Source organism: Ferrovibrio sp. (assembly GCF_046297595.1).
In the GTDB taxonomy this organism is placed as follows: Bacteria; Pseudomonadota; Alphaproteobacteria; order Ferrovibrionales; family Ferrovibrionaceae; genus Ferrovibrio.
Window position 1 is genome coordinate 406,446 of record NZ_JBKBHT010000003.1, and the last position, 26,100, is coordinate 432,545.

At 66.5% G+C, this 26,100-nt stretch carries 25 protein-coding genes; 7 read left to right on the plus strand and 18 right to left on the minus strand.

The genetic code is table 11. The annotated features are described in order from the left end of the window. Window positions 1-164: 164 nt before the first annotated feature. Window positions 165-1,490 carry a flagellar protein export ATPase FliI gene (fliI, locus tag ACK4FJ_RS10895; protein ID WP_409766293.1) on the plus strand — a complete coding sequence of 442 codons (1,326 nt, stop codon included), beginning with the start codon at window positions 165-167 and terminating at the stop codon, window positions 1,488-1,490. Between the two features lie 17 nt (window positions 1,491-1,507). Further along, window positions 1,508-1,945, plus strand: a complete 438-nt coding sequence (locus ACK4FJ_RS10900) for a hypothetical protein (RefSeq protein ID WP_409766295.1) — start codon at window positions 1,508-1,510, stop codon at window positions 1,943-1,945. Here the strand turns inward: ACK4FJ_RS10900 and ACK4FJ_RS10905 are convergent. The 13 genes from ACK4FJ_RS10905 to ACK4FJ_RS10965 form a co-directional block, all read right to left on the minus strand. Further along, complete coding sequence (locus ACK4FJ_RS10905; RefSeq protein WP_409766297.1) at window positions 1,942-2,841, minus strand: DMT family transporter; 900 nt, start codon at window positions 2,839-2,841, stop codon at window positions 1,942-1,944. The two genes, ACK4FJ_RS10900 and ACK4FJ_RS10905, sit on opposite strands and share 4 nt — an antisense overlap. A gap of 97 nt (window positions 2,842-2,938) precedes the next feature. Beyond that, a complete protein-coding gene (locus ACK4FJ_RS10910) occupies window positions 2,939-4,975 on the minus strand; it encodes a hypothetical protein (RefSeq protein ID WP_409766299.1) in 2,037 nt (678 codons plus the stop codon). A 28-nt stretch (window positions 4,976-5,003) separates the two neighbouring features. Beyond that, complete coding sequence (locus ACK4FJ_RS10915; protein ID WP_409766301.1) at window positions 5,004-5,840, minus strand: MinD/ParA family protein; 837 nt, start codon at window positions 5,838-5,840, stop codon at window positions 5,004-5,006. Continuing rightward, window positions 5,837-6,901, minus strand: a complete 1,065-nt coding sequence (locus tag ACK4FJ_RS10920; protein ID WP_409766303.1) for a hypothetical protein — start codon at window positions 6,899-6,901, stop codon at window positions 5,837-5,839. Before ACK4FJ_RS10920 ends, ACK4FJ_RS10915 begins: the two co-directional genes overlap by 4 nt. 29 nt (window positions 6,902-6,930) lie before the next feature. Continuing rightward, window positions 6,931-9,063: a flagellar biosynthesis protein FlhA gene (flhA, locus tag ACK4FJ_RS10925; protein WP_409766305.1), complete on the minus strand. Its 2,133-nt coding sequence runs from the start codon at window positions 9,061-9,063 to the stop codon at window positions 6,931-6,933. Between the two features lie 34 nt (window positions 9,064-9,097). Beyond that, complete coding sequence (locus ACK4FJ_RS10930) at window positions 9,098-10,468, minus strand: sigma-54 interaction domain-containing protein (protein WP_409766307.1); 1,371 nt, start codon at window positions 10,466-10,468, stop codon at window positions 9,098-9,100. Between the two features lie 52 nt (window positions 10,469-10,520). Further along, window positions 10,521-10,856 carry a flagellar motor switch protein FliN gene (gene fliN / locus ACK4FJ_RS10935; RefSeq protein ID WP_409766309.1) on the minus strand — a complete coding sequence of 112 codons (336 nt, stop codon included), beginning with the start codon at window positions 10,854-10,856 and terminating at the stop codon, window positions 10,521-10,523. 23 nt (window positions 10,857-10,879) lie between these two features. Further along, window positions 10,880-11,536 carry a hypothetical protein gene (locus tag ACK4FJ_RS10940; RefSeq protein WP_409766311.1) on the minus strand — a complete coding sequence of 219 codons (657 nt, stop codon included), beginning with the start codon at window positions 11,534-11,536 and terminating at the stop codon, window positions 10,880-10,882. A 20-nt stretch (window positions 11,537-11,556) separates the two neighbouring features. Continuing rightward, window positions 11,557-12,570: a flagellar motor switch protein FliG gene (gene fliG / locus ACK4FJ_RS10945; RefSeq protein ID WP_409766313.1), complete on the minus strand. Its 1,014-nt coding sequence runs from the start codon at window positions 12,568-12,570 to the stop codon at window positions 11,557-11,559. Between the two features lie 22 nt (window positions 12,571-12,592). Beyond that, a complete protein-coding gene (gene fliF, locus ACK4FJ_RS10950; RefSeq protein ID WP_409766315.1) occupies window positions 12,593-14,245 on the minus strand; it encodes a flagellar basal-body MS-ring/collar protein FliF in 1,653 nt (550 codons plus the stop codon). Between the two features lie 174 nt (window positions 14,246-14,419). After that, window positions 14,420-14,773: a DUF1153 domain-containing protein gene (locus ACK4FJ_RS10955; RefSeq protein ID WP_409766317.1), complete on the minus strand. Its 354-nt coding sequence runs from the start codon at window positions 14,771-14,773 to the stop codon at window positions 14,420-14,422. 61 nt (window positions 14,774-14,834) lie between these two features. After that, the gene (locus tag ACK4FJ_RS10960) at window positions 14,835-15,563 is read right to left on the minus strand and encodes a flagellar hook assembly protein FlgD (RefSeq protein ID WP_409766319.1); all 729 of its coding nucleotides are present in this window, start codon (window positions 15,561-15,563) and stop codon (window positions 14,835-14,837) included. 24 nt (window positions 15,564-15,587) lie between these two features. Then, window positions 15,588-17,507 carry a flagellar hook-length control protein FliK gene (locus tag ACK4FJ_RS10965; RefSeq protein ID WP_409766321.1) on the minus strand — a complete coding sequence of 640 codons (1,920 nt, stop codon included), beginning with the start codon at window positions 17,505-17,507 and terminating at the stop codon, window positions 15,588-15,590. A 226-nt stretch (window positions 17,508-17,733) separates the two neighbouring features. On the opposite strand from ACK4FJ_RS10965, the gene ACK4FJ_RS10970 reads away from it, so the two are divergent. Together ACK4FJ_RS10970 and ACK4FJ_RS10975 are read left to right on the plus strand one after the other, a co-directional pair. Further along, window positions 17,734-19,356, plus strand: a complete 1,623-nt coding sequence (locus tag ACK4FJ_RS10970) for a tetratricopeptide repeat protein (RefSeq protein WP_409766323.1) — start codon at window positions 17,734-17,736, stop codon at window positions 19,354-19,356. A 44-nt stretch (window positions 19,357-19,400) separates the two neighbouring features. Beyond that, window positions 19,401-19,970: a hypothetical protein gene (locus ACK4FJ_RS10975; RefSeq protein WP_409766325.1), complete on the plus strand. Its 570-nt coding sequence runs from the start codon at window positions 19,401-19,403 to the stop codon at window positions 19,968-19,970. A gap of 13 nt (window positions 19,971-19,983) precedes the next feature. On the opposite strand, the gene ACK4FJ_RS10980 is transcribed toward ACK4FJ_RS10975, so the two are convergent. Beyond that, window positions 19,984-20,766 (minus strand): DODA-type extradiol aromatic ring-opening family dioxygenase, encoded by a 783-nt coding sequence (locus ACK4FJ_RS10980; protein WP_409766327.1) that lies wholly within the window; start codon window positions 20,764-20,766, stop codon window positions 19,984-19,986. 79 nt (window positions 20,767-20,845) lie between these two features. Then, the gene (locus ACK4FJ_RS10985) at window positions 20,846-21,058 is read right to left on the minus strand and encodes a hypothetical protein (protein ID WP_409766330.1); all 213 of its coding nucleotides are present in this window, start codon (window positions 21,056-21,058) and stop codon (window positions 20,846-20,848) included. 113 nt (window positions 21,059-21,171) lie between these two features. Here ACK4FJ_RS10985 and ACK4FJ_RS10990 point away from each other — a divergent pair, with 113 nt between their 5' ends. Beyond that, entirely contained in the window at window positions 21,172-22,164 is a 993-nt protein-coding gene (locus ACK4FJ_RS10990; RefSeq protein ID WP_409766332.1) for a LysR family transcriptional regulator, read from the plus strand. Here the strand turns inward: ACK4FJ_RS10990 and ACK4FJ_RS10995 are convergent. Genes ACK4FJ_RS10995 through ACK4FJ_RS11005 form a run of 3 tightly spaced genes read right to left on the minus strand, consistent with a single transcriptional unit; the run spans window position 22,095 to window position 23,920 of the window. Beyond that, window positions 22,095-23,132 (minus strand): threonine aldolase family protein, encoded by a 1,038-nt coding sequence (locus ACK4FJ_RS10995; protein WP_409766334.1) that lies wholly within the window; start codon window positions 23,130-23,132, stop codon window positions 22,095-22,097. The genes ACK4FJ_RS10990 and ACK4FJ_RS10995 overlap by 70 nt on opposite strands. Window positions 23,133-23,144: 12 nt before the next feature. Beyond that, a complete protein-coding gene (locus ACK4FJ_RS11000; protein WP_409766336.1) occupies window positions 23,145-23,576 on the minus strand; it encodes a M67 family metallopeptidase in 432 nt (143 codons plus the stop codon). Beyond that, window positions 23,576-23,920: a hypothetical protein gene (locus ACK4FJ_RS11005; RefSeq protein ID WP_409766338.1), complete on the minus strand. Its 345-nt coding sequence runs from the start codon at window positions 23,918-23,920 to the stop codon at window positions 23,576-23,578. Before ACK4FJ_RS11005 ends, ACK4FJ_RS11000 begins: the two co-directional genes overlap by 1 nt. Window positions 23,921-23,940: 20 nt before the next feature. On the opposite strand from ACK4FJ_RS11005, the gene ACK4FJ_RS11010 reads away from it, so the two are divergent. Together ACK4FJ_RS11010 and rpoH are read left to right on the plus strand one after the other, a co-directional pair. Then, window positions 23,941-24,960 carry an RluA family pseudouridine synthase gene (locus ACK4FJ_RS11010; protein ID WP_409766340.1) on the plus strand — a complete coding sequence of 340 codons (1,020 nt, stop codon included), beginning with the start codon at window positions 23,941-23,943 and terminating at the stop codon, window positions 24,958-24,960. 200 nt (window positions 24,961-25,160) lie between these two features. Beyond that, window positions 25,161-26,087, plus strand: a complete 927-nt coding sequence (gene rpoH, locus ACK4FJ_RS11015; RefSeq protein WP_409766342.1) for an RNA polymerase sigma factor RpoH — start codon at window positions 25,161-25,163, stop codon at window positions 26,085-26,087. Window positions 26,088-26,100: the final 13 nt, after the last annotated feature.

Sequence of the window (26,100 nt, forward strand, 5' to 3'; positions counted from 1 at the left end):
GAGGAAAAACGGCGCCTGACCCGGCTTGAAAATCCGGCTAAACTGGCAAAATACAAAGGGTATCGATCCAGCCGGGAATCGGAAGCTTTACCGGCGGTTAAGGCCGCAGCCGTTAATCTGCCGGCTTCGTATTCCCGTAAAGGCGCGCCATGCACAGCCTGCTGATGGACCTCGAGCGTATCAAGGATGTGAGTTTCACCGGCCGGGTCACCTCGATCCAGGGCCTGCTGGTGGAAGTAGCCGGCGTGGAGCGGCATCTGTCCATCGGCTCGCGGGTGCATGTGCAGGCACGCGACCATCGCGACGTGGAATGCGAAGTGGTCGGTTTCCGCCAGAACCGCGCCCTGCTGATGCCCTATGGCTCGCTGGACGGCGTCGGCCTGGGCTGCCGCGCCGTGGTGGGCGAGGACCAGCCGGTGGTCTATCCCGATATCAGCTGGGCCGGTCGCGTGATCGACGGCCTCGGCCGTCCGCTGGATGGCGGCCCGCCGCTGGTCAACGGCACGCGGCCCTATCCCCTGCGCGCCAATCCGCCGCCGGCCAATTCCCGCAAAAGGGTCGGCGCGAAAATCGACCTCGGCGTGCGTGCGATCAACACCTTCATCTCCTGCTGCCGCGGCCAGCGCATGGGCATCTTCGCCGGCTCCGGCGTGGGTAAATCCGTGCTGCTGTCGATGATGGCGCGCTATACCGAGGCCGATGTGAACGTCGTGGGCCTGATCGGCGAGCGCGGCCGCGAGGTGCAGGAATTCATCGAGGACGATCTGGGCAAGTCGGGCCTGGCCCGCACCGTGATCGTGGTGGCGACCTCGGACGAACCGGCGCTGGTGCGTCGCCAGGCCGCCTACATGACGCTGGCGGTGGCGGAATATTTCCGCGACCAGGGCAAGCAGGTGCTCTGCCTGATGGACTCGGTCACCCGCTTCGCCATGGCCCAGCGCGAGATCGGCCTGTCGGGCGGCGAGCCGCCCACCACCAAGGGCTATCCGCCCACCACCTTCGCCGAACTGCCCCGCCTGCTGGAACGGGCCGGGCCGGGCACCGAGGAAGGCAGTATCACCGGGCTGTTCACGGTGCTGGTGGATGGCGACGACCATAACGAGCCGATCGCCGATGCCACGCGCGGCATTCTCGACGGCCATATCGTGATGGAACGCGCCATCGCCGAACGCGGCCGTTACCCCGCGATCAACATCCTGCGCTCGATCTCGCGCACCATGCCGGGCTGCAACACCGAGGACGAGAACATCCTGGTGAACCGCGCGCGGCAGCTGATGGCGACCTATGACGACATGGCCGAACTGATCCGGCTGGGCGCCTATCGCATGGGCTCCGATCCCAAGGTGGACGAGGCGATCCGCTACCAGCCGCTGCTGGAGGCTTTCCTCAAGCAGCAGAAGGCCGAACGCGCCGACCTGGCCTCGGGTTATGCCCGTCTGGCCGAAATCTTCCTCGGCGAGGAAGGCGGCGGCCAGCAGGCCGCCCAGTAGAAAGCGGAATCTGACCCATGCGCGGCGTGGACGGACTGATCCGGCTGTGGAAATGGCGGCTCGACGAGCGGCGACGCACCGTGGTCGACCTGGAAATCGTGCGCGCCGGATTCGAGCGCCAGATGGACAAGCTGGACCAGGAGCTGGAGCATGAGCGCCATGTCGCCACGCTGCATTACGATTCCAGCTTCGGCTTCGCCAATTACCGCAAGATGAACCGCGAGCGTCGCGCCAATGTGGAAGTCTCGCGCGACGAAGTGATCGACCGCATCGCCGCCGCCCAGGAAGAGGTGAATGCCGCCTTCCGCGAGCTGAAAAAATACGAACTGGTGCTCGAGAACTGGGAACGGCGCGAACGCCAGAAACAGGAGCGCCGCGAGCAGGCCGAGATGGACGAAGCCGGCCTGCAGGGCTTCCGCCGCCGCCAGGAAAGACCGGGCGACCTGCCGGGCTAGGCCGCCCTGCCCTTCAGCCAGCGCAGCAGCCGCCCGTCGATGGCGAGCAGGCCCAGCGCGATGATGCCGAAACCCAGCAGATGGCGCGGCAGCAGGGTTTCACCCAGCACCAGCACGCCGAGCAGGATGGCACTGACCGGCACCAGTAGGGTCACGAGATTGACGTTGCTGCCGGCCGCCGCCATGACGCGGAAGAAGATCACATAGGCCAAAGCGGTGGACAGCACCGCCAGCGCCAGCAACGCGACAAGCACCGGCCAGCCCGGCAGGGCGAGAGCCCAGGGTTTGTCGACCAGCGCGGCGAGCGGCAGCAGCATGATGGTGGACGCGATGAGCTGCCCGCCCGCGGTGACCGGCGGCGGCACCGCCATGCGGCGGAAGCGGCGACCGAACACGCCGGCGCAGGCATAGGATAAGGTCGCGAGCAGGCAGGCAGCCTGGGCCGCGATATTCTGTCCCAGACCCCCGAGCAGGTCGGCCCCCAGCATCACCGCAACGCCGGCTACGCCAAGAAGGACGCCGAGCATGCGGTTGGCCGTGAGCTTTTCGTCGCTGGTGAAGACATGCGCGACGATGGCCGTCGAGATCGGCGTGGTGGCGTTGAGGATCGAGGCGAGGCCGCTGGGGATCTGGCTCTGGCCCCAGACGATCAGCGTGAAGGGAATCACATTGTTGAGCAGGCCCATGCCGAAGAAGGCCAGCCAGATCGTCCGTTCGCGCGGCAGCTGCTGTCCCATCAGATGCAACGCCGGCAGGAGCACCAGGGCGGCCAGTGCGACCCGCGATGCCACGATGGTCAGCGGCGGCAATTCGCGCACGGCGATGCCGATGAAAAAGAACGAGCCGCCCCAGAGCAGCGACAATACGCCAAGCAGCAGCCAAACGCGTCCGGTCATATCGAAACGCCATCCAGATTGAGAGTTCTCCCGGCCATGCGGGCATGTAGCGCGGCGGGACGGCGAAAGCCATCCGTTTCTTGCGACGCGGTTACCGTCAGGCTTTCAGTTCGGTGCTGGGGCCCCTGGCTTCCAGTTCCGGGCTGGGCCAGGGCAGCGGCGCTTCGCGGTCGTGGAAATGCAGCGATCCCGCCATGCCGGTGATCGCCAGGGCCTCTTCGAAGATCGCGCTCACATCCATGCGGAAGGCAGGGCCGAAAGCGGTTTCGCTGCGCAGGACCAGATCGAGCTGTTTCACGCCGACCAGGCCGTCGAACTGGATCGGCCCCGTGCTTTCCAGATTGAAGTCGATGATGAAACGGGTCTGCTGCTGTTGCTGCCGGCGGTCGCGGCGACGGCGCATGAAGATCTGGATCGGCTCGACCTTGCCGCCGATCAGCATCGGCATCACCAGGGCCTGCCAGTCGTTGTCGCCGCTACGCTGGTTCAGCCGGCCCAGTTCGCGGAAATCGTCATCCAGGCGGCGCAGCAGGTCCTGCCGGCCCTGTTGCTCCAGCTTGCGCACGGCCTCCGAGCCGAGCCAGGCCTGGGCATTGCCGGCGGCAGCGGCGGCCATGAACTGCAACGCCGTGGCGGCGAGCCGCGCGTTGGGCTGTGGCAGCAATTCCGCCTGCAGCCTTTGCGCCAGCGCGGGATCGGCGGCGCGGATCGCATCCAGGGTCTGCTGCAGCACCGGCCACTCGCCCTGCAGGCGCGTCAGCACCGTGGCCAGCGGCGCCGGGCCAAGCGCGGTGGGTGTCGGCGGCGGCGGTCGCGTGATGGCGGCCAGTTCCAGTGCGAGCTGCGTGCCCGGCGGCAGAGGCTGCGGCAGGCTGAGCGCCAGCACGCCCTGCGGCGTGCTGACCAGCACCTGGCCGGTCTGCGACTGGCCGGTGACGATGCCGGTGAGCGTCTGCCCCACCAGGCTTGCAGGTATGGCCTGTGCCATAGACAAGGGCGACGCGGGACCCTGCGGAACGGGAAACTGTGCACCCGCCGGCATCGGTGACGGCGGCTGCATCGGCACTTGCGGTTGCAGCGGATTCTGAGCCGGTGTCTGAATCGTTGCCTGAATCGCAGCCTGGAGCGTTGTCTGGATCGGTGCCTGTGATGTCTGCACCGCCATCTGCGCCACCATCGCCGAAGGCAGACTGGCAGGAACCGGCGCCGGTTGGCCTGCCTGAGCTGGCAATGGCACCGCGGCGGGTTGCGGAGACGAACTGGGTTGCGGGACAGGCGGCTGAATGGTCGGTGTCGCAGCAGGCTGAGGCGATTGAGTCGGTTGCGCCTGGGCCGGCAATGCTGGCGCGGCGGTCGGCGACGCAGACGGCAAAGTCGCGGTCTGCACGATCACCTGCACCTGGCTGCCCGGCGGCAAGCCTGCCTGCGCGGCGGCATTGGCCGGCAGGGGCAGCGGCTGCACGGTGGCCGTGAGCGTCTGGCCCGCCTGCGGCAAGACGGGCGCGGCGGCGGTCGCCGGTTGCGGCGGGGCTGCGGCAAGCGCGAGCTGGGCGGCAGTGGGCGGCTGCACCTGCACGGGCAGGGGCAGCGCGAGCGGCTTGCCGTTGACGGCGGTGAGCGTGGCCTGCTGCGGATTCTCGGGGTCGATCTGCAGCTTCAGCGCGGCATTCAGTATGGCGACATTGGCCTGCTGCAGCATGCTGGCCAGATTGGGCAGGCTGAGCGTGCTGCCGGCAGCGGTGCGCACCAGCAGGGCCTGGCCATCGCGCGCGATCACCGTGGCATCAACCTGGCCACCGCGCGCCAGCTCCCGCAGCGAAGCGGAGATTTCCGCCGCCGTGTCTTTCAGAACGGTGGATGGCGATGGCGACGATCCCTGCGTAGGCGTTTGTGCGGGTGGTTGGGCAGGCGTCTGCGTCGGCGTTTGCGCCGGGGCCTGCGCCGGGTTTTGGGGCTGGGTCTGCGCAGGCGCTGAACCGCCCGGCTGGGTCACGGCCGCCGCGGTCTGCACCGCTGCGCCTTCCGCTGCCGACGGTGCGGCGGCAGGCGTGGCCGGAGCGGGCGACGTCGATCCGCCGCTATTGCCGGCCGGCGGCGTCGGCGGTTTTGGGAGCAGCGGACCGAGTTCGCTCACGCGCCTGCTCCGTCCGCGATGAAATGCTTCAGAGCGGCGCCGGCTGCGGCGCGCCCATCAGGCCGTGCATCAGCGCCTCGATATCCTCGGCGGCCTCGCACATCGGATGGCGGGTGAGCAGCGGCACCTGGTTGCGGATCGCATCGCGCACCTTGTCGTCGCGCCGGATGACGCCGGCCAGCGGCGGCGAGTATTTCAGGAAATTCTCAGCGGCCTTGTTCAGCTTGGCATAGGTGCGTTCGCCCTCGCGCGTGGTCGGCGCGATATTGATCACCACGCGCACATCGGCATTGCGGTCGGCCATGCGGGTGAGCTTGATGAAGGCATAGGCATCGGTGAGCGCGGTGGGCTCGTCGTTGGTCACCACCAGCGTGATGCCGGCAATCGCCGAGAGGGTGCGCACCACGGCGTCGACGCCGGCGCCCAGATCGATCACCACCCGGTCGTAACTCTTGGCCAGCTGCGCCAGTTCGTCGCGCAGGCCGCTCAGCGCCGCCTGGTCCAGCGTGGCCAGCGAAGCCGAGCCTGACTTGCCGGCGATGATGTCGAAACCCGCCTCCGACGACATCACCGCGTCGGCCAGACTGAACCGTCCGGCGATCACGCTGCCCAGATCGCGGTCGGGCATCAGGCCGAGCTGGATGTCCACATTCGCCAGGCCGATATCGCCGTCGAACAGCAGCACGCGCTGGCCCTGGCGGGCGAAGCTGTGCGCCAGCGTGACGGAAAGCCAGGTCTTGCCCACGCCGCCCTTGCCCGAGGCGACCGCCACGATGTTGGGCTGGCGCAGGGCGGCGGCCGGATGGCGGGCCGGACGGGCGGCGGAGGGAGGCGGTGTCGTCGGCGTCATGGTCGTCACGGTCATTCGGCAGCCTTGAAGACGGCGGGTTTCGGGGCGGAAGCGGCAGCAGCGCCGGCCTCGGCGGCCAGCGCATCGGGATCGGCCAGCAGGCGATGCGCCAGGCCGAGCGGATCGAGGCGCAGGAAACCCTGGCCGACAAAGGGCGAGGCGCCGGCATCGGCAAAGGCCAGGCCGCCCAGGTCGGCAGCCGTGACCAGCGCGCCGAGGCGGCGGGCGGTGTCGAGGCGGGTGGCGATATAACGCCGCGCGCCCAGCGCCACCGCCTGGCCGGCCAGTTCACCGGTTTCCATCGCGTCGGTGCCGGCAGCGAACACGGCGACCGGCTCGGCGCCGCTGGCATCGATCAGCGCCTTCAGCGTCTTGCGTTCGCTGGCATCGAACAGGTTCACGCCGGCGGTATCGATCACCAGCTTGGCATCGGCGGGCGTATCGTCAGCCACGCGTCCAAGTTCGCGGGCATCGGCGACCTCGGCGAAGGGCGTGGCCATGACACGGCAGAGCGCAGCCAGTTGCTCGCCGGCGGCGGCGCGGCTGGCATCGCAGGACACCACATGCACGGGGCGGCGATCCATCACGCAGCGCGCAGCGATTTTCGCACTGGCGATCGTCTTGCCGCTGCCCGGCGGGCCGATCAGGATCAGCGGGCGGTTGTCGCTGCTCAGGCCGGGAAAACGATAGACCTCGTCCAGCGCCTCGGCCAGCGCACCGAGCGGATCGTCGAGGCCAACGCGCAGGGCCGCCTCGGTCAGGCGTTCGGCCACGCGCTGCGGCACGCCATGCCAGGCCAGCGCACCGGCGATCAGCTCGCCCACCTGCTCTGAACCGCCGGCGAAATCCTCGTCGGGCACGAACAGCCGGCCGTTGCCCTGGCCGTAGCGCAGGGCCTGGGCCTCGGGCGTGGCGAAGTCGTCCTCGTTGTGCTGTTCGACGGCCGCCGTGATCTCGACCCCGCCACCGTTCCGGTGGCTGTAGGTGGAGACGATGATGGCATCCTCGCCCAGGCTGCGGCGCACGAGGTCCATCGCCTCGGTCATCGTCGCTGCCTGGAAGGTCTTCAGCCGCATCGTTCAGCGTCCTTAAATCTGAGCCACGGTCAAATCTGCGCCACGGTCCGAAGCTTGGCCTTCGGATGGATTTCCTGCTGCGACATCACCACCGTGGCCGGCCGGAACCGCTCCACGATCGAACGCACATAGGGGCGGATGCCCGGGCTGGTCAGCAGCACCGGCACATGCCCCTCGGATGCCAGCCGTTCGAAGGTCTGGCGCACCTGGGCGATGAAGTCCTGCAGGCGCGAGGGCTGCATGCTGAGCTGCCGTTCCTCGCCCTGACCGATCAGCGCCTCGGCGAAATTCTGCTCCCATTGCGGCGAGAGCGTCACCAGCGGAATATAGCCGTCCGGGCTGACATGGGCATTGGAAATCTGTCGCGCCAGCCTGGAACGGGCATGTTCGGTGATCTGGGTGACGCTCTGGGTGTATCCGGTGGCCTCAGCGATGGCCTCCAGGATGCTGGCCAGGTCGCGGATCGAGACGCGCTCGGCCAGCAGGTTCTGCAGCACGCGCTGCACGCCATTCACATTTATGCGGCCCGGGATCACCTCGGCCACCAGCTTCTCGTTTGCCTTCTTGAGCTCCTCGATCAGCTTCTGCGTCTCGGCATAGCTGAGCAGGTCGGCCATGTTGTCCTTCACCACCTCGGTCAGGTGGGTGGTGATCACCGTGCCGGGATCGACCACGGTATAGCCGCGGAACATCGCCTCGTCGCGCAGGGATTCGTCCACCCACATGGCGGGCAGGCCGAAGGTCGGCTCGATGGTCTCCTCGCCGGCCAGCGCGATGCGCTCGCCGCGCGGATCCATCACCAGCAGCGCGTTCGGCTTCACCGTGCCGCGGGCGGCTTCCACCTCCTTGACGCGGATTACATAGGTGGTACCGGGCAGCTGCATGTTATCCAGGATGCGCACGCTGGGCATGATGAAGCCCATGTCGATGGCGATCTGGCGGCGCAGGGCCTTGATCTGGTCGGTCAGGCGGTAGCCGCGCGCATCGTTGATCAGCGGCAGCAGGCTGAAACCCAGTTCAAGCCGCAGGTCGTCGATCGCAAGGGCATTGGTGACCGGCTCGTCCAGCGGACTGACCGGCGCGGGTGGCGGTGGCGGCGGCACATAGGCGGCCAGCCGCGCCCTCTTCTCCTGCTGCCAGGCGATGTAGGCAAGGCCGCCGGACAGCATGGCCAGCAGCAGGAAGGGAATGAAAGGCATGCCCGGGATGATGGCGAAGCAGGCGGCCAGCACGCCCGACATGCCCAGCGCCTTGACCGAGGAGAGCTGACGGGACAGAGCCTTGTCGGTGGAACCCGTGACGCCACCCTTCGAGACCATGATACCCGCGGCCACCGAGACGATCAGGGCCGGAATCTGCGAGACCAGGCCATCGCCGACGCTGAGGATCGAATAGGTGTTCATCGCCTGGGCGAAGGTCAGCCCATTCTGAATCACCCCGATCATCACGCCGCCGATCAGGTTGATGAACGTGATCAGCAGGCCGGCGACCGCATCGCCGCGCACGAATTTCGAGGCACCGTCCATCGAGCCGAAGAAGCTCGATTCGTCTTCCAGTTCCTTGCGTCGGGCGCGGGCCGTGGCCTCGTCGATCAGGCCGGCGGAAAGGTCGGCATCGACCGCCATCTGCTTGCCCGGCATGGCATCGAGGGTGAAGCGGGCCGACACCTCGGCGATGCGCCCGGAACCCTTGGTGATGACGACGAAGTTCACGATCACCAGGATGGCGAACACGATGATGCCGATCACCAGGTTGCCGCTCATGATGAACTGGCCGAAAGCCTCGATCACATGGCCGGCGGCATCGGTGCCTTCATGGCCGTTGGCCAGGATCAGGCGCGTGGAAGCCAGGTTGAGCGCCAGCCGCAGCATGGTGGTGATCAGCAGCACGGTCGGGAAGCTGGAGAATTCCAGCGGCTTGGTGATGAACAGGCAGGTCATCATCACCAGCACGGACGCGGTGATCGAAAGCGCCAGGGCGACGTCGAGCAGCCAGGTCGGCATCGGCAGGATGAGCACCGACAGGATCGCCATGATGCCCACGGCGAGCATGATGTCGCCATGACTGCCCACACCGCGCATCCGGTCGAACAGGCCGGGACCGCCGGCGCCCGCGGCACCGGGAGCGCCAGCCTGACCGTCGGCCGGTACGTTCTCCGCCATTCCTGTCTCTCCTCAACCCCCGCGCGGCAAGGCCTCAGGCCGTCGCGCGCGTGCTCTCGTTGGCGGCCGGAACGGCCACGCCTTCGTCGGTATACTGTTTCAGCTTGTTGCGTAGCGTGCGGATCGAAATGCCCAGAATATTCGCCGCATGGGTGCGATTCCCTAAGCAATGCTTGAGGGTGTCGATGATCAGGTCGCGCTCAACATCGGCCACAGTGCGGCCAACCAGGTTCGGCGCCGCGCCGCCGGCCTCGGCCGTCGCGCCATCGCCGGCGGCAGGCCGGCCAAGCGTATCGGACAGCGCGCTGCCATCGGGCAGGCGGATATCGGCGATCTCGATCTGCGACCCAAGCGCCAGCAGCACGGCGCGATGCATGGTGTTTTCCAGTTCGCGCACGTTGCCGCGCCAGGGCGCCTGCTTCAGTGCCTCAATGGTGGCCGGGCTCAGGGGCCGTTCCGGCACGCCATTGGCCTCGGCGTATTTCTTCACGAAATGCGTGGCCAGCAACTCGATATCGGCCGGGCGCTGGCGCAATGGCGGCAGCTTGATGTTCACCACATTGAGGCGGAACAGCAGATCCTCGCGGAAATTGCCCTTGGCGACTTCCTCGGCGAGATTGCGGTTCGACGTGGCGATCACGCGGATATCGACCTTGACCGGCTTGGAGCCGCCGATGCGGTCGATCTCGCGCTCCTGTATGGCGCGCAGCAGCTTGGCCTGCAGGCGGATATCCATCTCGCTGATTTCGTCCAGCAGCAGCGTGCCGCCATTGGCTTCCTCGAACTTGCCCAGGCGACGGGCCACTGCGCCGGTGAAGGCGCCCTTCTCGTGGCCGAACAGTTCGGATTCCAGCAGCGTATCGGGAATGGCGGCGCAGTTGACCGAGACGAACGGCCGCTCGGCGCGCGGCGAGCGCGCATGGATGAAATGCGCCATCACTTCCTTACCCGTGCCGCTTTCGCCGGTGATCATCACCGAGGCGGAACTGGGCGCGATCTGCTCGGCCAGCTTGACGACCTGGCCCATGGCCGGATCGCGGAACAGCAGCTGATGGCTTTCTTCCGCCACGGCTTCCAGCACCGCGGCGATCAGGTCGGCCTCGGGCGGCAGCGGTAGGTATTCCTTGGCGCCGGCGCGGATCGCCGCCACGGCCGCGCGGGCATCGTTGCCGATGCCGCAGGCCACCACCGGCAGGCTGATCCGCTCGGCCTTCAGGCTCTCGACCAGATGTTTCACATCGAGGCTGACATCGATCATCGCAAGATCGGCGCCGCGCCCGGCGCGCAGGGTATTGAGGGCCTGCTCTATATCCTCGACCTGCGCCACCTTGGCGCCGCGCTGCAGCGCGATGCGGGTTGCCGCACCGATCTGTCCGTTGAGCGTGCCGATGATGATCAGTCGCATAATCCGCCCCAGAGTCCCTGCCCGATACGCCTGAATTCCGCCACGGCCCGCATCAGCCGCCGCGGCCGCCCTTGATGATTTCCGTCATGGTCACGCCGAGCCGGTCTTCCACCACCACCACCTCGCCGCGCGCCACCAGCCGGTTGTTCACATAGATGTCGATCGCCTCGCCGACCTTGCGGTCGAGTTCCACCACGGCACCACGCCCCAGCTTCAGCAGCTGGCTGACCTGCATGTTGGCCTTGCCGAGTACCGCCGAGACATGCACCGGAATATCGAACACAGCCTGCAGGTCGGCCGCCGTACGGGCGGCATTCGGATCTTCCTCCTCCATCATGTCGGGGGATTGTCCGAGGTCCTTCAGTTCGAGGTCTTCGTTCTCAGCCATGCCTGCTCACTCCCTGGCCGCGGCTATGCTGCGCCGGGCTCTGCGAGCTGCGACTGCAGCCCGGTCAGATACCGTTCGACCGCCTGGTCGACTTCCTGCTCCAGCGCCGACTGGCGCCGTTCGGCCGAACCATCGGCCCAGTTGATGCGGCAATCGGTGGGCGCCATCGTCTCGTCGGGCACCAGCGCGACCTTGCCGCCGAATCCGGATTGCGCCACCAGCTGGTCGATGCGCTGGTCCAGCAGTTGCACCACCGCCTCGTTGGCGCGGATCACCAGGCGCGGTTCCTCGCGCATGTCGTCCATGCAGCGCAGCACCAGCGATTCGATCTGTTCCAGCGGCTGGCGTTCGATCAGCCGGCCGGCCAGCTTGCGCGCCACCGCCACCGCCAGCTCCGCCGCTTCGGCGCGGGCGGCGATGCGGGCGCGCTCCTCGCCGGCGGCGATGGCTGCCAATTGGCCTTCGACGGCCTGCATGGCTTGTTCGAGATTGCGCTGATGCTCGCCATAGGCCGCCGCATGGCCGGCCTGCTCGCCTTCGGCGAAGGCTGCGGCCTTGGCGGCCTCGACATCCTCGGTGGAGAATTTCGCCGGCGGCGGTTTGGGCGCGTAGGAGCGTTCGACCTTCGGCTTGGTGCCGTCGAAGGGCAGATCGAACAGGAATTTGGCCTTGCTGACCATCGCTTACGCTGCTTTCCGCATCAGTAGATGAGTTCGTCTTCGCCCTTGTTGTCGGCCAGCATGATCTCGCCCTTGGCCGCCAGTTCCTTGGCCGTGTTGACCATCATCATCTGCGCCTCGTCGACATCCTTCAGGCGCACCGGACCGAGCGATTCCATTTCCTCGCGCAGCAGCTTGGACGCGCGTTCGGACATGTTGGAGAAGAACAGGTCGCGCAGCGTTTCCGAGGCACCCTTGAGCGCCAGGCTGAGCTTTTCCTTCTCCACGCTTTTCAGCAGGGTCTGCACGCCGGACGGATCCAGCTTGATCAGGTCCTCGAAGGTGAACATCAGCGCCTTGATGCGCTCGGCTGCATCGCGGCTGCGCTCTTCCAGCGCAGCGAGGAAGCGCGCCTCGGTGTTGCGGTCGAGACTGTTAAAGATTTCCGCCATCATCTCGTGCGCGTCGCGACGGTTGGTGCGCGCCAGGTTCGACATGAATTCGGTGCGCAGGGTCTGCTCGACCTTGTCGAGCACTTCCTTCTGCACGGCCTCCATGCGCAGCATGCGCATGACGACTTCCATCGAGAATTCTTCCGGCAGCGCCGCCAGCACGCGCGCGGCATGCTCGGGCCGGATCTTGGACAGCACGACCGCGACGGTCTGCGGATATTCGTTCTTCAGGTAGTTCGCCAGCACGTTCTCGTTCACGTTGGCGAGCTTGTCCCACATGGTGCGGCCGGCCGGACCGCGGATTTCCTCCATGATCTGGTTGACGCGCTCGCTGGGCAGCGCCTTCATCAGCAGGCGTTCCGTGCTGTCGAAAGTACCCGTCAGCGAGCCGGTGGAGGAGAAATTGTTGACGAACTCGAGGAACAGCTTTTCGACGACATCGGAATTGATGGCGCCAAGATTGGCCATGTTCTGCGAGATTTCCTTGATCTCTTCGTCATCGAGCAGCGGCCAGATCTTGGACGAATGCTCCTCGCCCAGCGCCAGCATCAGGATGGCGGCCTTGTCGGGACCTTTGAGCTGGCGGAAGTCCTTGTCTGCCATAGCGCGCTCCTAAATTCCGCCGTCAGGCCGTCTGGTAGAGCCAGTTGCGGATGATCGAAACCGCTTCTTCCGGATGCTTGTCGACGATCTCGCCGATCTTCTTGAGCGACGACGCCTTCACCTGGCCCTCGATGCGGGCAATGTCGATCATCGATTCGATGCCGGGGGTGGGCGGCGCCATGCCAGCATCGGGCGCGGCCGGCAATTCGGCGATCGGCGCGCCGCCAACCACCATGGGCAGACCCGGCGCCGCGGGCGTCAGCATGCCGGGCGGGATATCCTCGCTTTCGCGCGAAGCTTCCAGCACGCGGCGGATCAGCGGCCGGACCACCAGCAGCATGGCCAGCAGGCCGAGCAGCACATAGCCGGCGATCTCGCCGATGCGGAACAGTTCATCCTTGGTCAGGCCGAGGAAGATCGGCAGCGAGGCCGGATCAACCTCTTCGGGAATGTCGCCCGGCTCGGCGAACCGCATCGACACGACTTCCACAGTATCGCCGCGGGCCTGATCGAAACCGATTGCGTTGCGCACCAGCGTGCTGAGCTGCTGCAATTCCTCGGGCGACCGCGCCAGATAGGACCGCTGGCCCTGGCCATCCACCTGGATGATGTTGTTGACCAGCACGGCGGCGGAAACGCGGCGCACCACGCCGGCCTCGCGCACCTGGGTGCGGATGGTCTTGGAAATCTCGTAATTGACCAGTTCCTCGGTACGGTTCGCGGTCGAGGTGGCCTGGGTGCCGCCCTGGCCCTGCGCCTCGGGCAGGTTGTTGGCGACCGTGACGTTCTGCTGGCCTTCCTGACTCTGGTTGTTCTCGGTGATGGTCTGGGTCGAGCGCACCACCTGCTGGTCGGGGTTGAACAGTTCCTGGTTGGTGGTGACGCGGTCGAAATCCATGTCGACCGAAATCTCCGCGCGCACATTGCCGACACCGACCGAGCGTTCGATCAGCGCCTCGACATTCTTGCGCAGGCGATCCTCGATCTGGCGCCGCATGTCGGACAGACGGTTGGCCGTGGCCGTGGCCGGATCGGCTTCTTCCTGCGTGCCCGCCAGCAGGTTGCCGCGATCATCCACCACCGAGATACGCGTCGGTTTCAGGTCGGGCACCGCCGAGGCGACGAGATTCTGGATCGCGCGCACCTGCGGCTGGTCGAGCCGGCCGCCGCGCGTCTTGATCACGATGGAGGCCGAAGGCTCGCGCTGTTCGCGGCTGAACACCTCGCGGCGCGGCAGCACCAGATGGACGCGCGCTTGCTGAACCTGGTCGAGCGAGCGGATCGTGCGGGCCAGCTCGCCTTCCAGCGCGCGCAGCTGGTTGATGTTCTGCATGAAATTGGTGGCCGACAGGGCATTGGCCTTGTCGAAGATCTCGTAACCCGCGCCGCTGCCGCCGGTCACGCCGCCTTCGGCCAGTTGCATGCGCACGCGCAGCACGCGGTCTTCGGGCACCAGGATCTGCGCGCCGTTGGCGGCGATCTGATAGGGGATTTTCTGGGTTTCCAGCCGGTTGACGATTTCGGCCGAGGTTTCGAGATCGAGATTGCCGTACAGCAGCGCCATCTTGGGCTGCGTGACCTTCATCCCGAGGAAAACGAAAAAGCCGAGCAGAACCGCCGCCGTCGCCGCCAGCATCGCCAGCCGCGCGGGACCGATGTTCCGCATCATATTCATGATTCCGTTCACGGCTTCACCCCATGCACCAGGCACGCGTTACGGCAGGCACCTCCTGCCACGCTTGCAAGGTAGGAACGCGGGATGAAGAAGAGGTTAACACCCCGGCAAAATTTGCCTAGCGGATTGTTAACCTTCCGGAATCAATAAAATCAGTGGGTTAGAGGCAGACCATCAACCCGCCGCCCCCGACATCCGCGCCGCCGGCGCGCGCAGGCTGCCGGGCCGGTAATCCTGCAGCCGGGTGGTGCGCAGGCCGGGCAGACCATGCTGCTCGATGGCGCGCTGCCAGGACTGGAATTCCTCGAGCGTCAGGGCGTAGCGCTGGCAGGCTTCCTCCAGGCTGAGCAGGCCGCCGCGCACCGCCGCCACGACCTCGGCCTTGCGGCGGATCACCCAGCGTTTGGTGTTGGGCGATGGCAGGGTATCGCGGGTGATGCGCTGGCCTTCGGGGCCGATCACGCTGGTCGGCCGGGCCGGCAACGGCAGCAGGCGAGCCGTCTGGTTGAGAGTCTGAACGTTTTCCATGCCAATCACCCGTTTCAACAAGATTCCAAAATCAAGACCGCTGGTGAGCCATTGCCGCCCGTCAGGCTGCCTCTTCCTCGTCGTCGCCCCCGGTATTGTCGTTCTGCGGCGGCGCGAAGACCGAGACCACCTTCTCGGGCAGGTATTTGCTGCCCGACACGACCAGGTATTGCTGACCATCGACGGTCTCGAGCGCTTCGACATAACCGCGCGCATAGACGCTCACCCCATCGACAGATTTGCCGCTGGCATCCTTGGCCACCACTTCCAGCGTGTAGTTGCCGGCCGGCACCGCGTTGCCCTGGCTGTCCTTGCCATCCCAGGCCACCTCGACGCGGCCAGGCTTGAATCCCGCGGTCTGATCGGAGCTGACGCTCACCGTGCGCACGGTTTCGCCCTTGGAATTGAGAATCTTGTACTGCACGTTCATCACGCCGCTCGGCAGCTCATAGGCCCAGAAGGCGCTGCCGCCCTCTGCCAGCTTCACCTTGTTGTCGTTCACATCGACGATCTTGCCGATGAAATTCAGGTTGTTGCTGTTCTGACCCGCCTGCAGCATCGCGATCATCTGCTCGAGATTCTTGTTCATGTTGATCTGCTGCTCGACCTGGCTGAACTGTACGAGCTGCTGCGTGAATTCGTTCGGATCCATCGGCGAGGTAGGATCCTGGTTCTTGAGCTGCGTAGTCAGCAGCACCAGGAAGGTGTCGAAATCGCTGGCCAGTTTGCTAGCCGCCGCATTCGATGCGGTATTCGCGACGCTGGAGGTATCGGTGACGCTGCTGACCATGATCGTGCTCCTGTGCGGGGCGCCTTAAATGCGGATATCGAGCCCGCCGCGCGCGGCGGCCGCGCGCTGGGCGTTGCTGGCAGCCTGTGCCGCCGCATCGACGACATGGCCGGTTTCGACATATTCCTCGTGACCGCGGCCGCGCTGGCGGCCGGTATTGCCCTGGCCGTCGCGGCCATCGGCGTTCTGGCCCTGCTCGCGCAGGCTGAAGCTGAGCGAATTGGCATCGGTCTTCAGGCCGACATCGCGCAGCGACTGCTCAAGCTGCTGTGAGTCGCGCTGCAACATGGCCAGGGTTTCCGGCTTGTCGGCGGCGATCACCGCCAGCAGCTTGCCGTCATGGCCGACTTCGAGCTTGACCTCGACCTTGCCGAGATTGCCGGGATCGAGCTTGATCGAAATCTTGTCGGCACCTTCCGCCACACCCTTCCGGATCTGCACGGCGACCTGTTCGCCGGCCGGAATATGGGCGCCGAGCTGGCGCGCCAGGGTCTGCGTGGTGGCATGCTGCACGGCCTGCGGCATGCTGGTGCCTGGATTGCTCATCGGTGCCGGCTGCACGCCCTGCTGCGTGGCCGAAGCCGACTGCGCCGTCGCGGCCGCAACGGCCGGCGGCTGGGCATCGCCGTTCATCTGGGCATGCAGGGCAGCAGTGAATTTCGCTTCGGCGGCCGACTGATGATGCTGCGCGGCGGTGAGCTGCTGCTGCACCAGCATCTGTTCGGAAGCGGCCTCGGCATCGCCCTGCGCAGCGAGCAGCACGGCCTGGTCGACTGCAGGCTTCGCGGTCGTCGTGGCTGGCTGGACATCAAGCAGCAGGCCCTTGCCCGCCGCCTGCTTCGGCGCCGGATCGCCAGACGGCTGCGACTCGCCCTGCGGCTGGCGCGGCATCTGGTCCTGCAGCGCTGTCTGCAATTCGCCATCGGTCTGCATCGCCGCCTGCAGAGCGGCAAGCTGTTCCGGCGTCATCGCCGGCTGCTGCGGCTGCTGGGCCAGCAGGGCCGCCGGGCTGGTATCGGTGCCGCTCTTGGCGGCGACCATCATCTCGGCCGGCAGTGCGGCCGGCTGCGGCAGTACCGGTGCAGCCGGTGCATCGGCAGGCTTGGCGGCCTGCGGCAATGCGGGCGGCGCTTCGGGTTTGTCGGTTCCCGCATCGGCAGCGGAGGCAGCCGGAACGGCCGGTGCGGTTTCGCCGGGCAAGGCAGGCGTGGCGGCCGGTGCCGTCTGGCCGGCGGTCGCGGCCAGCAACTGGGCCTGCAACTGCGCCTCGGCGGCGGCATCGGTCGCAGCCGGGATAACGGAAGCGGCGGGAGCAACGGGAGTCTCGGCCTGCTGCGGCACCACCGGCGCCGCATTCGGCTGCGTCTGGGCCTGCATCTGCAACAGGCCGAGGATCAGTGCCGCATCGGCATCCAGGACCACCGGCGTTTCGACCGTTTCCGCAGCCGGATCGGCATCGGCGGTTTCCTCGGCCGGCATGGCCGGATCGGTTTCCGGTGCGGTTTCGGCGGACGGCTTGGACGTATCGGTCGAGGACGGCTTGTCCTGGCCGCCGGCGACAGGCTTGTCGGCAGGCTTGCTGTCTTTCCCGGGCGCCGTTTCGTTGCGCGCCGGAGCGTTGCCCGGTGCACTGGATTCGTTAGTGGTGGAGTTGGACGGCTTGGAGGGTGCCGGGTTGCTGTCTGCGGCCGGGCGTTCGGCGCGAATCTGGGTATCGGGGCGGCTGTCGCCACGCGTATCTGCCCGCGTGTCGTTGCGGGTTTCGCTGCGGCTGGCCGCCTGGGGAGCGGTGGGCTCGGAGCTGCGGGCGACGGCCTTGGTGCCCTGGCTGAAAAAGGCGTTCTGCAGCAGACGCGAAAATTCGCGGGCGCGGCTGTCGGTTTCCTCGGCGGCGGTGGAGCCGGAGACGGAAGCGGCAGAATTGTTGACCGGTGCGACCTGCATGGAATCCCTCATTCGTCGCCGGGTAAGAAGCAAGCGGCGGGCCAAGTCCGGAAATCCATTTAAGATGTTGTTTTTAAATACTTTTATTTCCGGGTCAGCAACCATTTGGGGGCATCGCCATTGCCGGGCGGCAATTTCTGCCGGTGCGCGACTCGGCCTTGCATCGGCATGGCGCCCAGGTGCCGGCTGTCGCTTTGGGACCGGGCTGCGGCTATGGTCCGGCCCCATGTCCGATCCGATTCAAACCGCTCTGCAGCATGTGAAGGCCGGCCGTCTGACCGAGGCTGCCGCGATCTACCAGGCCCTGTTGCGGGCCGAGCCGCAGCGGCCGGACGCCCTGCACCAGTATGGCCTGCTGCTGTATCGCATCGGCCGGGTGGCCGAGGGGCTGACATTCCTGCAGCAGGCGCTGGCGCTGAAACCCGACGCCGATTGCTGGCTGCATGCCGCGCTGCTGCACCTGACCCTGGGCCAGACCGCCGAGGCCGAAACCGCCTATTGCCGCGCGCTGGACCTGCGGCCGGATTTCGCCGAGGCCCGCTTCAACCTAGCCAACCTGCTGAAGGATCAAGGCGACTACGCCGCCGCCCGGGCCGAATACCGCCTGCTGCTGGAACGGCAGCCGGATCATGTGCCGGGGCTGGTCAACCTGGGGGTTGCCTGCGAACTCGGCGGCGACCTGGAGGCCGCGCTGGAGGCCTACCGCAAGGCTGCCAGCCTGCAACCCGACCTGATCGTGGCCCAGATGAATGCCGGTTTCGCGCTGCATAAGCTGCACCGGTTCCGCGAGGCCATAGACACCCTGCGCGCCGTGCTGAAACGCGACGATACGCTGGCGGCAGCACATATGGTGATCGGGCAATGCGCGCGTGAACTGAACGAGCCCGCCATGGCCCTGGCCGCCTTCCGCCGAGCGGCCGAACTGGCGCCCGACGATCCGCAGATCAAAACCTTGCTCTCCGGCCTGCTCAGCGCACAGATCCCGGGCTGGCATTTTCCCATGCTGGCCGATACCGCGCGTAACGAAGCCTTTGCAGCAGCGCTGGAGAAAGCCGTATCGTCGGGCATGACCGTGCTGGACATCGGCACCGGGTCCGGCCTGCTGGCCATGCTGGCCGCGCGTGCCGGCGCCAAACAGGTGGCGGCCTGCGAGGCCCACGGCCTGATCGCCGAAACGGCACGGGAAATCGTTGCGAAGAACGGCTATGCCGACCGCATCAGCGTGATCGCCAAACGCTCCACCGAACTCGATCCCGCGCGCGACCTGCCGGCGCCCGCCGATCTGGTGGTGGCGGAAGTGCTGGATGCCGGCCTGACCGGCGAAGGCATGCTGCCCACCATCCGCGACGCCCTGCGCCGACTGGCCAAACCAGGCGCCGTCGTGATTCCGGCAGCGGCGCAATTGGTGGCACAGGTGATCCGTCTACCGAACTTGCGTGCCGTGAACCCGCTGCGCGAAATCTGCGGTTTCGACCTCTCGCCTTTCGACCGGTTCCGCAACCAGTCGGCCCATGGCGTGGTGCGGCTGGATCACGAGCCGCACGAATCCTTAAGCGCCGTGCTGCCGGTCTGCCGCATCGATTTTGCCAACCCGCCCGACTGGGTGCAGCCGCAGCAGATGGCCTGGTCGGCGCCGATCCAGCGCGACGGCGCGGCGCAGGCCCTGGTCTTCTGGTTCGAGCTTTGGCTGGACGGCGAGATCATGCTCTCAACCGGTCCCGATGGCGCCATGCGGCACTGGGGCCAGGCGATATGCTGGCTGCCGGAAGACCGTTTGGTGCGCGCCGGACAGGCCCTCGATTTCCGGGTGACGCTGGCCGACACCTATTTCGACTTCGCACCCGCTTGATATAACGCAAGGCTTCATTAACGCGGCCGCACTAGGGTTGCAGCATGGCCTTGCCACCGAAACAACCTTCCGGACCTGCCGCCGGTCGCCCGCCGGGCGGTACTGGCGCGCCCCCACGTCCGCTGGCGCCCAAGGGTGGACCAGCCGACGACGACGCGGCGGACGAAGAGAAGCTGGTTCCCACCGAACTGGATGATGCCAGCCACGCGGAATTCCGCATGCTTTACGACATCGCCGCCCAGAACGTGCTGTTCGCCAAGCGCCAGCAATGGCGCGTGGTGGAATATTTCACCCTGCTGGGCCTGGCGCTGGTGGCGATCGGCACGGCAATGCCCTTCGCGCCCGACGTGGCGCGTTTCGTGGCCGGCTTCCTGGTCTTCGTCGGCGCCGTCAGCGTGGCCGTGATCGTGATGCTGCAATCCTGGCAGGGCAACGAACATGCCAAGATGTCCTACCTGGTCGGCGATTTCTCGAATCTGGCGCGCAGTGCCCTGCGCCGCAAACCGAAACTCAGCAGCGACGTCCACCGCTACTTCATCCTGCTGGTGATGCTGCTCTATATCGTCGTGCTGGATGTGGTGATCTTCCGCCTGCTCGCCGATATCGGCCGCTGACAGCCGTCCTCGTTCACGCGAACCTGTAACTGTCCATCGCCAGCGCGCCCAGCGTGAAACTGGCATGCAGGCGTTCGGCCGACGCATCGGGCGTGGCCGCGCCGAGCGCGACATAGAGCGGCAGCAGATGCTCGTCGCTGGGATGGTTCACCGCCGCATGGGGTGCCTGGCGCCGGTAATCCAGCAGGGCGGCATCGTCGCGCGCAGTCAGCTTCTTCGCCATCCAGTCGGCGAAAGCCTGCGCCCAGGGTGAGATTTCACCACGATCGGCGCGATCCAGCAGGCGCAGGTTATGCGTCAGCGACCCAGTCGCGAAGATCAGCACGCCTTCGTCGCGCAACGGCGCCAGCGCGCGACCCAGTGCGTAGTGATAGGCCGGATCGCGATGCGACTGGATCGAAAGCTGCAGCACCGGAATCCCGGCATCGGGATAAATCAGTTTCAGCGGCGACCAGGCGCCGTGATCGAGGCCGCGTTCGGGATCGAGCCTTCCCGGGATGCCGGCCGCGTCCAGCAACGTCTTGATCCGCGCCGCCACCGCGGGCGCGCCGGGCGCGGGATACAGCTGGCGATACAACGCCGGCGGGAAACCGTAGAAATCGTGGATGGTGTCGGGCTGCGGCGTGGCGCCGATTTCCGGCGTCTCGGTTTCCCAATGGGCCGAGACGGCAAGAATGGCCTTCGGCTGCGGCCAGTGCCGCGCGGCTTCGCGCAGGAACTGATGCGCCGGCCGGTCGGGCTCCAGCGTCAGCATGGGCGAACCATGACTGACGAATACGGTCGGCAGGCGGGTCATCGGAATGCTCCTTCGGCGCGGCGCATCGCAGGCCGCGCCGGAACATCACCTATGACGCATGCGGCAGAGCCGCAAGACGTTACTTCGCGGTCACCAGCGAAGCGCCCTGAACCCGCGCGGAACCGGCCGCGCCGGCCGGGCGGAACAGGCTGAAGATGCCGCCGATAAAAGCCTGCATGGCCTCGGCCCGCAGGCTCTGCGCCCGGGCTGTATGGAATGCCATTTCTTCGGCCGAGATATGGCGGGCCGGAATGGCCTGCTGGGTCGTCTGGGTGGTCAGCTGGGTCGTCATGGGGAGGCCTTCCTCTGCTGGGGGGCTGGAAAGGAGGATAGGACTCCCGGGCCTGTTCATTAATACGGATTTATGGCAGTAATTATTGATTGAAATTCATAAATGAGCAGGCCATGAATCGCTACGGCGAAATGGAAGCCTTCGTGCAGGTGGTGGAATCCGGCGGGTTCACCGAAGCGGCCAGGAAGCTGCGTCTTAGCCCGTCGGCCGTCAGCAAGCTGATCTCGCGCATGGAGGACCGGTTGGGCGCGCGCCTGCTGCACCGGACCACCCGGCGCGTCAGCCTGACGGCGGAAGGCCGCGCCTATTTCGAACAGCTGCGCGGCATCCTGACCGAGATCGATGCGGTGGAGGCCAGCATCGGCGGCGCCGAGGCGGAACCGCGCGGCCTGCTGCGCGTGAATGTGGCGCATGGCTTCGGCATGAGCCAGATCGTGCCGCTGGTGCCGGATTTCATCGCCCGTCATCCGCAGGTGCAGGTGCAGATCACCTTCGACGACCATATCGTGGACCTGGTCGCCGCCGGCGAGGATGTCGGCATCCGCCTCGGCGTGCCGGGCGACGAATCTCTGATCGCACGCAAACTAGGTGATTACCGCCGCATGATCTGCGGGGCGACCGGTTATTTCGAACGCCACGGCGTGCCGCAGACGCCGGCCGACCTCGCCCATCACCGCGCCGTGCTCAGCACCAACGTGGCCCTGCTGAACCAATGGCCGATGCGCTTTCCCGACGGCCATGTGGAACGCGTGGCGATGCAGGGCGTGGTCGCGTCGAATTCCGGCGATGCGCTTTACCGCCTGCTGCTGGACGGCATGGGCCTTGGCTTCAGCGCCGATTTCCTCTGCCACAAGGACGTGGCGGCCGGCCGCCTGCGCACGGTGCTGGACGATTGCCTGGTGGATTCATCCTGGCCGATCTATGCCGTTTATCCGGCCCGCAAGCATCTGGCTGCGAAGGTGCGCGCCTTCGTCGATTTCCTGGTCGACCGCTTCTCGCCGCAGCCGCCCTGGATGATGGCCCAGCCTGCCGTCGATCAGGCGGCGGCGCGCAGCAGGGCCGCGATGTCGTCGGGCGTCTTGTCGAAGGCGCAGACGAAACGGTAGACGCCGTCTTCCGGGTGCCAGCTCCAGATGTGAAACTGCGCGCCCCTGCTGCGCATCGCCTCGACCTTATTCTCCGGCAGACGGACGAAAACCTCGTTGGCCTGCACCGGCCAGACCACCTCCGCGCCCATGCGCCCGAACCCATCGGCCAGTTCGCGCGCCCGCGCATTGGCCTGGCGGGCCAGCTTCAGCCACAGGTCATCCTGCAGCATGGCCAGCAGCTGCACCGACAGGAAGCGCGACTTGGAAAACAGATGGCCGCCGCGCTTGCGGCGATAGAGGAAGCTTTCGGCCAGGTCGGGCTTGAAGAACACCACGGCTTCCGCCGCCATGGCGCCGTTCTTGGTGGCGCCGAAGCTCAATACCTCGACGCCGGCGCGCCAGGTCAGATCCGCCGCCGAGCAGTTCAGTCCGGCCACGGCATTGGCGAAACGCGCGCCATCCATATGCAGCCGCAGGCCATGGTCGCGGCACAGATGGGCGATGGCGGCCACTTCGTCGGGTGAATAGACCGTGCCGGATTCGGTGGCCTGGGTCAGGCTGACGGCGGCCGGCTGCGGATGATGCTGCACGCCGCTCCAGCCCTGGGCCAGCGCCCGCTCCAGCGTCGCGCCCGTAATCTTGCCCTGCTCGCCCGGCAGGCCGACCAGCTTGGCGCCGCCGGTATAGAATTCCGGCGCGTTGCATTCATCCACCATGATGTGACTGTCCTGGTGACAGTAGACCGCGCCATACGGCGGCGCGATGCAGGCCAGCGACAATACATTTGCGGCCGTGCCGGTGCTGACCGGGAAGACGCGGCATTCGGTGTCGAACACGCGCGAGAAGGCGGCATCCAGTTCGCTGCTGTGGATGTCCGCGCCATAAGCGCTGGCATCGCCGCGATTGGCCTCGTTGAGCGCAGCCATGATTTCCGGCGCGGCGCCGGCCACGTTGTCGCTTCTGAAATCCAGGCTGGCAGCGGCCATGGGCAATCCTTTTTATGATTCGGTCTGGAGGGGAAAGGGATCGAAACCGGAGGCATCGGCACGCGGACGGAAGGCGCGCGGCGGCGCGGCACCGGCGGCATCCACCGTGCTGATCAGCCACAGCATGGCCGGATCGAAGATCATCGCGGCATCCTGCGCCGAGGGTTCGTCACGACCATTGGGATGGCTGTGCCAGTGGCCAAGGATTTTCTGCGGCCCATCGGCTTCGCGCAGGCGCCGCAGTTCGGCCACATGTACCGCGGGATCAAGCTCGAATTCCCGCTCGGGCGAGACTGCGAGATTGGCGGCCGGCACGATACGCTCGACGATCAGCACCGCGCCATCTTCGCGACCGACCAGCAAGGCGCAGGCCTCGTGCGGAAAGGCAGCCGTCGCCAGCGCGGCAAGCTCGGCCTGTTGCGCAGAGGTCAGCCGCAGCGGCATCACTTCTCGACTTGCACGGTCACGCTGCCCAGCGGTTTCAGCGTTTCGCCATCCAATGCGTAGAGTCGTTCGGTGCCGTCCATCAGCCGCACGCGCAGCACGATGCGGTTGCCGGTGGCCAGCACATCGGCCACGCGGCTGTTCTTCGGCAGGGTGACGATCAGCTCCTCGACACTGACGGGACGCGGCGAGGATGGCGCCATGGATGCCGTGCGTTTCGGACCGCCGGTCATGATCAGCACCAGCAGCAGCACGGCAAGGCCGACGAAGATGATGCCCAGACCGATGACGACGGCTTTCAGCCACCGTATCCTTATCGCCTCTTCCGCCGTCCTGTCCGTCATTCCGTCCGGTCCTGAAATCCATGCCAGAGTCAGCCAGCCCGCAGATCCTGCCACCGGTGCCGCCCGAGGCCGCCGGCGAACGGCTGGACCGTTACCTGGCCACGGTTCTGGCCGGCGGCGCGGAGGATTTTTCCCGCTCGCGCCTGAAAAACCTGATCCTCGACGGCCATGTCCGCGAGGGCGGCGTGACGATAACCGACCCCTCGCGCAAGATCAAACTGGGCGAGGTTTATGCCGTGACGCAGCCGGCCGCGGTAGCCGCCGAACCGCAGGCCCAGGATATCCCGCTCACCATCGTCTATGAGGACGATCAGCTGATCGTGGTGGACAAGCCGGCCGGCCTGGTGGTGCATCCCGCACCCGGCAATCCCGAACGCACGCTGGTGAACGCCCTGCTGCATCATTGCGGCGACAGCCTGTCGGGCATCGGCGGGGTGAAGCGGCCGGGCATCGTGCACCGCATCGACAAGGATACGTCGGGCCTGGTGGTGGCGGCAAAGACCGACCGCGCCCATCACGCGCTGGCGGCTTTGTTCGCCGAACACGACATCGAGCGCAGCTACGACGCGCTGGTCTGGGGCCATCCCAATCCCCTGCAGGGCACCATCGAAGGCGCCATCGGCCGCGACCCGAAGGACCGCAAGCGCATGGCCATCGTCACGCGCGGCGGTAAACCGGCCGTGACGCATTACGCCACCACGAAACTGCTGTTCGACGGCAAGGGCCAGCCGGTCTGCGCCCTGGTGCGCTGCACGCTGGAAACCGGCCGCACGCACCAGATCCGCGTGCACATGACGGCCAAGGGCAATGCCCTGATCGGCGATCCGGTTTATGGCCGCACCCGCAGCCTGCAGCGATTCCAACTCGGCGAGCCGGCCCGTGCGGCGCTGGCCGGTTTCAGGCGCCAGGCCCTGCATGCCGCCACGCTCGGGTTTCGCCACCCGGTCAGCGGCAAGGCCCTGCGGTTTGAGAGCCCGCTGCCGGAGGATTTCGCCGCCCTGCTGAAGGCCCTGTCCAGCCAGCGCAACACGCCGCGATAGGGCGATCATTCGTAAGCCCATGAATTTCATGGAGTAATCAGACCTTCGATGTGACGGCCGGCACAAACCCGCCGCCGGCGCCGCACTTCCGCCGCAATCCGCCGTTTCCCTCATTGCAAATGAAAGACAGGGCACCCATTTCTGATACCGAACCGGGCCAGAGTCGCAGACCAGCCCCGGACGGGGGAGTTTCCAGACCGATGAGTACCGCAGCCAGCCTACCCGTATTGTCCTCGGCCGAGGGCGGCCTTGCCCGCTACCTGGCCGAAATCCGCCGCTTCCCCATGCTGGAGCCGCAGGAGGAATTCATGCTGGCCAAGGCCTGGCGCGACCGCGGCGACGTGGAGGCCGCGCACAAGCTGGTGACTAGCCACCTGCGCCTGGTGGCCAAGATCGCCATGGGCTATCGCGGTTATGGCCTGCCGGTGGGCGAACTGATCGCCGAAGGCAATGTCGGCATGATGCAGGCGGTGAAGCGCTTCGACCCCGACAAGGGCTTCCGCCTCTCGACCTATGCCATGTGGTGGATCCGCGCCTCGATCCAGGAATACATCCTGCGCTCGTGGTCGCTGGTGAAGATCGGCACCACCGCCGCACAGAAGAAGCTGTTCTTCAACCTGCGCCGCCTGCGCGGCCAGATGAAGGCGATCGAAGGCGGTCAGCTCAGCCCCGAGCAGGTCGAGAAGATCGCCACGCAGCTGAATGTGCCGCAGGATGAAGTGATCACCATGGACCGCCGCCTGGCGGCGCCCGATCATTCGCTGAACGCGCCGCTGCGCGGCGACGAGGAAGGCAGCAGCGAGTGGCAGGACTGGCTGGTGGACGAGACGCCGAACCAGGAAGCCCGCCTGGCCGAAGGCGATGAATACGACAGCCGCAAGGCCCTGCTGGCCGCGGCGATGAAGGATCTGAATGAGCGCGAGCGCGACATCCTGGTGCAGCGTCGCCTGACCGAGGAACCCACCACGCTGGAAGACCTTTCGGCACGCTATGGCATCAGCCGCGAACGCGTGCGCCAGATCGAGGTGCGGGCCTTCGAGAAGCTGCAGAAGGCGGTCCGCGCGGCGGCAGCCGAACAGGGCATGAATGGCAGCGCGATCAGTCCGGGCTTTTCCGCCCCGGCCTGAGCCGCCAGTCCGT

Bases quoted from the DNA above. Each gene is read 5' to 3' on its own strand.
- ACK4FJ_RS10955 (WP_409766317.1), bottom strand. From the start codon at position 14,773: ATGGAAAACGTTCAGACTCTCAACCAGACGGCTCGCCTGCTGCCGTTG.
- ACK4FJ_RS10915 (WP_409766301.1), bottom strand. From the start codon at position 5,840: ATGACCGTGACGACCATGACGCCGACGACACCGCCTCCCTCCGCCGCC.
- ACK4FJ_RS11000 (WP_409766336.1), bottom strand. From the start codon at position 23,576: ATGCCGCTGCGGCTGACCTCTGCGCAACAGGCCGAGCTTGCCGCGCTG.
- ACK4FJ_RS10995 (WP_409766334.1), bottom strand. From the start codon at position 23,132: ATGGCCGCTGCCAGCCTGGATTTCAGAAGCGACAACGTGGCCGGCGCC.
- ACK4FJ_RS10905 (WP_409766297.1), bottom strand. From the start codon at position 2,841: ATGACCGGACGCGTTTGGCTGCTGCTTGGCGTATTGTCGCTGCTCTGG.
- fliN (WP_409766309.1), bottom strand. From the start codon at position 10,856: ATGGCTGAGAACGAAGACCTCGAACTGAAGGACCTCGGACAATCCCCC.
- ACK4FJ_RS11010 (WP_409766340.1), top strand. From the start codon at position 23,941: ATGCCAGAGTCAGCCAGCCCGCAGATCCTGCCACCGGTGCCGCCCGAG.
- fliF (WP_409766315.1), bottom strand. From the start codon at position 14,245: ATGAATATGATGCGGAACATCGGTCCCGCGCGGCTGGCGATGCTGGCG.
- fliI (WP_409766293.1), top strand. From the start codon at position 165: ATGGACCTCGAGCGTATCAAGGATGTGAGTTTCACCGGCCGGGTCACC.
- ACK4FJ_RS10970 (WP_409766323.1), top strand. From the start codon at position 17,734: ATGTCCGATCCGATTCAAACCGCTCTGCAGCATGTGAAGGCCGGCCGT.
- ACK4FJ_RS10980 (WP_409766327.1), bottom strand. From the start codon at position 20,766: ATGACCCGCCTGCCGACCGTATTCGTCAGTCATGGTTCGCCCATGCTG.
- ACK4FJ_RS10930 (WP_409766307.1), bottom strand. From the start codon at position 10,468: ATGCGACTGATCATCATCGGCACGCTCAACGGACAGATCGGTGCGGCA.
- ACK4FJ_RS10985 (WP_409766330.1), bottom strand. From the start codon at position 21,058: ATGACGACCCAGCTGACCACCCAGACGACCCAGCAGGCCATTCCGGCC.
- ACK4FJ_RS10920 (WP_409766303.1), bottom strand. From the start codon at position 6,901: ATGCGGCTGAAGACCTTCCAGGCAGCGACGATGACCGAGGCGATGGAC.
- ACK4FJ_RS11005 (WP_409766338.1), bottom strand. From the start codon at position 23,920: ATGACGGACAGGACGGCGGAAGAGGCGATAAGGATACGGTGGCTGAAA.
- ACK4FJ_RS10960 (WP_409766319.1), bottom strand. From the start codon at position 15,563: ATGGTCAGCAGCGTCACCGATACCTCCAGCGTCGCGAATACCGCATCG.
- ACK4FJ_RS10975 (WP_409766325.1), top strand. From the start codon at position 19,401: ATGGCCTTGCCACCGAAACAACCTTCCGGACCTGCCGCCGGTCGCCCG.
- ACK4FJ_RS10900 (WP_409766295.1), top strand. From the start codon at position 1,508: ATGCGCGGCGTGGACGGACTGATCCGGCTGTGGAAATGGCGGCTCGAC.
- ACK4FJ_RS10940 (WP_409766311.1), bottom strand. From the start codon at position 11,536: ATGGTCAGCAAGGCCAAATTCCTGTTCGATCTGCCCTTCGACGGCACC.
- fliG (WP_409766313.1), bottom strand. From the start codon at position 12,570: ATGGCAGACAAGGACTTCCGCCAGCTCAAAGGTCCCGACAAGGCCGCC.
- ACK4FJ_RS10990 (WP_409766332.1), top strand. From the start codon at position 21,172: ATGAATCGCTACGGCGAAATGGAAGCCTTCGTGCAGGTGGTGGAATCC.
- ACK4FJ_RS10965 (WP_409766321.1), bottom strand. From the start codon at position 17,507: ATGCAGGTCGCACCGGTCAACAATTCTGCCGCTTCCGTCTCCGGCTCC.
- flhA (WP_409766305.1), bottom strand. From the start codon at position 9,063: ATGGCGGAGAACGTACCGGCCGACGGTCAGGCTGGCGCTCCCGGTGCC.
- rpoH (WP_409766342.1), top strand. From the start codon at position 25,161: ATGAGTACCGCAGCCAGCCTACCCGTATTGTCCTCGGCCGAGGGCGGC.